Here is a 5434-nt window from a genome sequence, read left to right as displayed (position 1 = left end):
AAACCACGAAAACAGATATACATTATTTTTTGAGTGGTGTTCTGAGGTGTGCTCTTCCGATCGGCCCGGGGGTGCAGCCCCCGGACCCCCCGCCTCGGCCTTCTCGTAATACGGGCTACTTGGCTCCCGCGGATTCCTTCTTCGCGGTCCCCGGCCCCGCGGCGCTCGCGCCCTTGGCCTTGTCGGCCCCGCCGGTGAACGCCTCGTACTCCGCGAGGACCTCCTCGGTCGGACCGTCCATGCGCAGCACACCGCGCTCCAGCCACAGCACCCGCTCGCAGGTGTCGCGGATCGACTTGTTGTTGTGGCTCACCAGGAAGACGGTGCCGGCGTGCTCGCGCAGTTCCCGGATGCGTTCCTCGGACCGCCGCTGGAAGGCGCGGTCGCCGGTGGCGAGGGCCTCGTCGATCAGCAGCACGTCGTGGTCCTTGGCGGCGGCGATCGAGAAGCGCAGACGGGCGGCCATACCCGACGAGTACGTCCGCATGGGCAGCGTGATGAAGTCGCCCTTCTCGTTGATGCCGGAGAAGTCGACGATGTCCTGGTAGCGCTCCCTGATCTGCTCGCGGGACATGCCCATGGCGAGAGCGCCGAGGTAGACGTTGCGCTCGCCCGTCAGGTCGTTCATCAGGGCCGCGTTGACCCCGAGGAGGGAGGGCTGGCCATTTGTGTAGATCTTGCCGTTCTCCACCGGGAGCAGGCCGGCGATGGCCTTGAGCAGCGTGGACTTCCCGGAACCGTTGGTCCCGATCAGGCCGATGGCCTCGCCCTTGTACGCGGTGAAGGACACGTTCTTCACGGCGTGCACCCGGCGGACGCCCGCCGCCTTCTCCGCCTGCTTGCGGTGCAGGATGCGGTTGAGCGCGGCGGTCGCGGAGCCACGGCCGGCCCCCGTGCCATGGACGCGGTAGACGATGTCGACGCCGTCGCAGATGACGGTCGGGATCAGCTCGTCGGTCACAGGTTCAGCCACGGCCGTACTTCTCCTCAGCCTTCCAGAAGTAGATGAAGCCCCCGACGCCCGCGAGCAGGGCCCAGCCGACCGCGTACGCCCACACGTGGTGGGGGAGCTCACGGGCCTTGAAGCTGTCGATCAGGGCGTAGCGCATCAGGTCGATGTAGACGGCCGAGGGGTTCGACTTCAGTATCACCTTCGCCAAGTAGGGCAGGCCGGTGTGCTTGAGCGTCTTGTCGATGCTGAACATGACGCCGGAGACGTACATCCAGGTGCGCAGGACGAACGGCATCAGCTGCGCGATGTCCGGCGTCTTGGCGCCCATCCGGGCCATGATCATCGAGACGCCGGCGTTGAACACGAACTGCAGGAACAGTACAGGCACGATCAGCAGCCAGGAGACGCTCACCGGGATGCCGAAGCAGAGCAGGATGATCGCGAGCGCGGCCATCGAGAACAGCAGCTGCTGGAGCTGCTGGAGCGCGAACGAGATCGGCAGCGCGGCCCGCGGGAAGTGCAGGGCGCGGACCAGGCCGAGGTTGCCGGAGATCGCGCGGGTGCCCGCCATGATCGAGCTCTGTGTGAACGTCCACACGAACACACCCGTCACCAGGAACGGGATGTAGTCCGCCACGCCGCGGCTGGTGCCCAGCAGGACGCCGAAGATGAAGTAGTACACCGCCGCGTTCAGCAGGGGCGTCATGACCTGCCAGATCTGGCCGAGCTTCGCCTCGCTGTACTGAGCGGTGAGCTTGGCGGTGGCGAAGGCCGTGATGAAGTGCCGGCGCGCCCACAGCTGGCGGACGTACTCCGGCAGGGAGGGGCGGGCACCGCTGACCGCGAGGCCGTACCGGGCGGCGAGCTGCGCCGGGGTCGCGGCCGTGTCGCTGGCCGTGGGGGGCGGTGTGTGGAGAACCTGGCTCACATCCGCTGCTTTCGCTCGGGGGTCGGTTGCGCAACCGGTACCGAGTGTTCCGCCGCGTTGTCCCCGCTGGTACCGCTGCCCTGCGTTTCTTGTTTCCTGTCGGGGCCTTGCTCGGCTCCAGGGCTCTTGTACTGCTCTTGGGGGTTTGGACTCTTGTCCTTTACGTCGGAACGGGACCGTATCGTCGCAACGCGAGGGTAAGCCGATTCGACGTCGGAACGCAACCGTTTCGTCGTCACGCCCTATGCTGGTCCGCATGACGACGAACGCCGACGCTCCCCAGGTGAAGCGGGGGCGCAGGGCGCCCGCGGGTGCGGCCGTCCTCCGCGAGGACGTGACGGAAGCCATTCGCGCGGCGGTCTTCGAGGAACTGGCGGCCGTCGGCTACGCCCGGATGTCCATCGAGGGCATCGCGCGCCGGGCCGGTGTCGGCAAGACGGCGGTGTACCGCCGGTGGCGCTCGAAACTGCACCTGGTCCTGGACCTGATGTCGGCGATCGCGGTCCAGGGCCTGCCGGCGCCCGACACCGGTTCACTGGAGGGCGATCTGCGCCTCCTGTACGAGGTCACGTCCCGAGCCCTGCGGCACCCGGTGGCCGGCCAGATCATCCCCGACCTCCAGGCGGAGGCGGCCCGCAATCCCGACATCGCCGAGGCCATGCAGAAGGCGCTGCGCGAGGGCCAGGAGCGTGTGGCGAGCGGCATCGTCTCGGCGGCGGCCGCGCGCGGCGAGATCAGCGCAACGATCGACATGGACCTGGCCCTGGACCTGATCTCGGGCCCGCTGTACTGGCGCGCGGTGGTGGTCCGGGGGCCGAAGCTGCCGAAAGGGTATCTGGCTGGGTTGGCCCGGGCCACGGCGGGAGCCCTCAGGGCCTTGTGAGCCCGGCTGTGACCGTCGCCCCGCGCGGACAGCGGCCGTCCGCCCATCAGCCCTCCAGCCGCTCGGCGAACGCGGCCCAGGAGGCGGCGGAGAGGACGAGCGGACGGGTGCCCGGACCGTGAAGTGATCCCTGTTCGGCATACCCAGTGTGTGAACGGCCGTCGGCCCCTGCTAGCGTCCGGGTGCCGCCCCCCATGGTTGGCCGAGGCATGGTCAGAACAGGATGTGACGGTCTTTTGAATCGCAAGCAGCGAAGACACCGCCGGTCGAGGGTGCGGGTGGGAATGGCTGCCGGGGGCGTGCTCGCCTTGGTCGCGGCGGGAATCGCGGCCGTGGCGCAGGCCAGCCAGCCGGGCGGCTCGCCGTCGACGGCGGCCGCCCCCACTGCCCTGCAGGATGAGTTCGCCTCGGCGGCACGGGAGTTCCACGTGCCGCAGAGCGTGCTGATGGCGGTGGCGTACCAGCAGAGCCGCTGGGACACCCACGCGGGCCGGCCGAGCATGACCGGCAACTACAACGTGATGGGCCTCACGCAGGTGGCCTCGACGGACGTGCCCAAGCCGTCGGAGAGCGACCGCGTGCGGGAGTTGAACCTGCGCGGTGAGGACGGCCAGCGGCCCTTCCACCCGTCGAAGCGCGTGCTGGCTGACGTGGGCGCCGTGCAGACCGACGCGCCCGCACTGCACACGCTGGACCGGGCGGCCAAGCTCATCGGTACGTCGACGACGTCACTGCGCACGGACATGAGACAGAGCGTGCGCGGAGGTGCGGCGCTGCTGGCCGAGTACGAGCGTGCGGCGACCGGCGGGCTGCCGGCCGACCCGGAGCAGTGGTACGCGGCGGTGGAACGTTACAGCCAGTCGCCGGACGGCCGGGGCGCGGCACAGTTCGCGCAGCGCGTCTACGCCCACATGCGTTCGGGGATCAGCCGTGTGACCGCCGACGGCCAGCAGGTGACGCTCGAGGCGCATCCCGGGCTGAAGCCGAAGGTGAGCACGGCTGCCTACTCGACCACCGGCAGCACGCACACCGGCTACGCCACCGCGACGGACGCGAGCTACACCACCGCGACGGCGGCCACGGCGACCAGCACCCCGGACCCGTGCCCGACCGGTCTCACGTGCGACTTCGTGCCCGCCGCGTACAAGCAGACCAGTTCCACCGACAAGACGCAGTACGGGAACTACGACATCGCCGACCGGCCCTCGGACGGCGACGCGATCAACTACATCGTCATCCACGACACCGAGGGCCAGTACTCCTCGGCGCTCAGCCAGTTCCAGGACCCGACCGCCGGCGCCAGCGCCCACTACCTGATCCGCTCCTCGGACGGGCTGGTCACGCAGATGGTGGCCGACAAGGACGTCGCCTGGCACGCGGGCAACTGGTACATGAACCAGCACGCCATCGGCATCGAGCACGAGGGCTTCGCGCTCCAGGGCGGGAGCTGGTACACCGAGTCGGAGTACGAGTCGTCCGCCGCGCTGGTGAAGTACCTCGCGGGCAAGTACGGCATCCCGCTCGACCGCGAGCACATCATCGGCCACGACGACATCACGGGCCCGCTGGACGCGTACGTGGCAGGCATGCACTGGGACCCGGGCACGTACTGGGACTGGAACCACTACATGTCCCTGCTCGGCGCGCCGAACAGCAACCCGGCCGGCTCGCCGCTCGTCGCCGGCGAGGTGGTGCGGATCGCGCCGCCGTTCGACTCGTCGTACGAACCGCCCGTCAGCGGTCAGTCGGCGCAGCCCGCCGACTTCGTGTACCTGCGCACCTCGCCGTCGAACAGCGCGTCGCTGATCACGAATCCGTACTTCTCCTCCGGGACGACCGCCGCATCCGACTGGAGCGACAAGGCGGTCGCGGGTCAGGACTTCGTGGTGGCCGACCAGCAGGACGACTGGACGGCGATCTGGTACGGCGGCACCAAGGCGTGGTTCTACAACCCGCACGGCGCGTACACCGTTCCGGTCTCCGACACCTCCGCGGTCACGGTGGTCACCGCCCGCGACGGGGTCGGCTCCATCCCGGTCTACGGCCGCGCCTACCCGGAGGCGAGCGCGTACCCGAGCGACCTCACCCCGCAGCCGGTGACGGCGCTCACCAAGTACTCGATCCCATCGGGGCAGTCGTACGTCGCCATCGCGAAGGAGACGTCGGGCTACTACCGCTCGACGACGTTCGACGGCAGCGCCGCGCACGACCGAACGGTGATCAGCGGCACCACCACCTACTACCCGATCCGTTACAACCACCGTCTGGCGTACCTGAGTTCGGCGGATGTGAAGGTGATCTCCGCGGTGCCCGGGCCGGCCGCCTCGACGCGGCAGAACCTCCTGGCCCGTGACTCCTCGGGCAACCTGTGGCAGTACCAGGGCACGGGCGTGGCGTCGTCGCCGTTCCTGTCGCGGTACAAGGTCGGCTACGGCTGGGGCGGCTACAACGCCATGACGCCGATGTCGGTGTTCCACGCCGACGGCACGGGTGACATGGTCGCTCGCGACGGCTCCGGAAACCTCTGGTACTACCAGGGCAGCGGCAAACCGTCGGCACCCTTCAAGGCGCGGGTGAAGGCCGGCTTCGGGTGGGGCGGCTACACCATGCTCGGCATGGGGGACCTGACCGGTGACGGGAAGGCGGACCTGCTCGCCCGGGACTCCTCCGT

The 5434-nt window shown here is 69.0% G+C and carries 4 protein-coding genes; 2 read left to right on the top strand and 2 right to left on the bottom strand.

Annotation, left to right across the window (positions count from 1 at the left end):
* Positions 1 to 115: 115 nt before the first annotated feature.
* Together AB0N14_RS08150 and AB0N14_RS08145 are read right to left on the bottom strand one after the other, a co-directional pair.
* Positions 116 to 973, bottom strand: a complete 858-nt coding sequence (locus AB0N14_RS08150) for an ABC transporter ATP-binding protein (protein WP_366024860.1) — start codon at positions 971 to 973, stop codon at positions 116 to 118.
* Positions 966 to 1880, bottom strand: coding sequence for an ABC transporter permease (locus AB0N14_RS08145; RefSeq protein WP_366024859.1), 915 nt, complete (start codon positions 1878 to 1880; stop codon positions 966 to 968). The genes AB0N14_RS08150 and AB0N14_RS08145 overlap by 8 nt, the downstream gene beginning before the upstream one ends.
* Positions 1881 to 2136: 256 nt before the next feature.
* On the opposite strand from AB0N14_RS08145, the gene AB0N14_RS08140 reads away from it, so the two are divergent.
* Positions 2137 to 2763, top strand: a complete 627-nt coding sequence (locus AB0N14_RS08140) for a TetR/AcrR family transcriptional regulator (protein ID WP_366024858.1) — start codon at positions 2137 to 2139, stop codon at positions 2761 to 2763.
* Positions 2764 to 3047: 284 nt separating this feature from the next.
* On the top strand, positions 3048 to 5434 hold a 2387-nt coding region (locus AB0N14_RS08135; RefSeq protein ID WP_366024857.1), incomplete at its 3' end, for an N-acetylmuramoyl-L-alanine amidase.

Origin of the sequence: Streptomyces sp. NPDC051104 (assembly GCF_040682835.1) — a bacterium.
Classification (GTDB): domain Bacteria; phylum Actinomycetota; class Actinomycetes; order Streptomycetales; family Streptomycetaceae; genus Streptomyces; species Streptomyces cynarae.
This window is presented reverse-complemented; position numbering and strand designations above follow the sequence as displayed.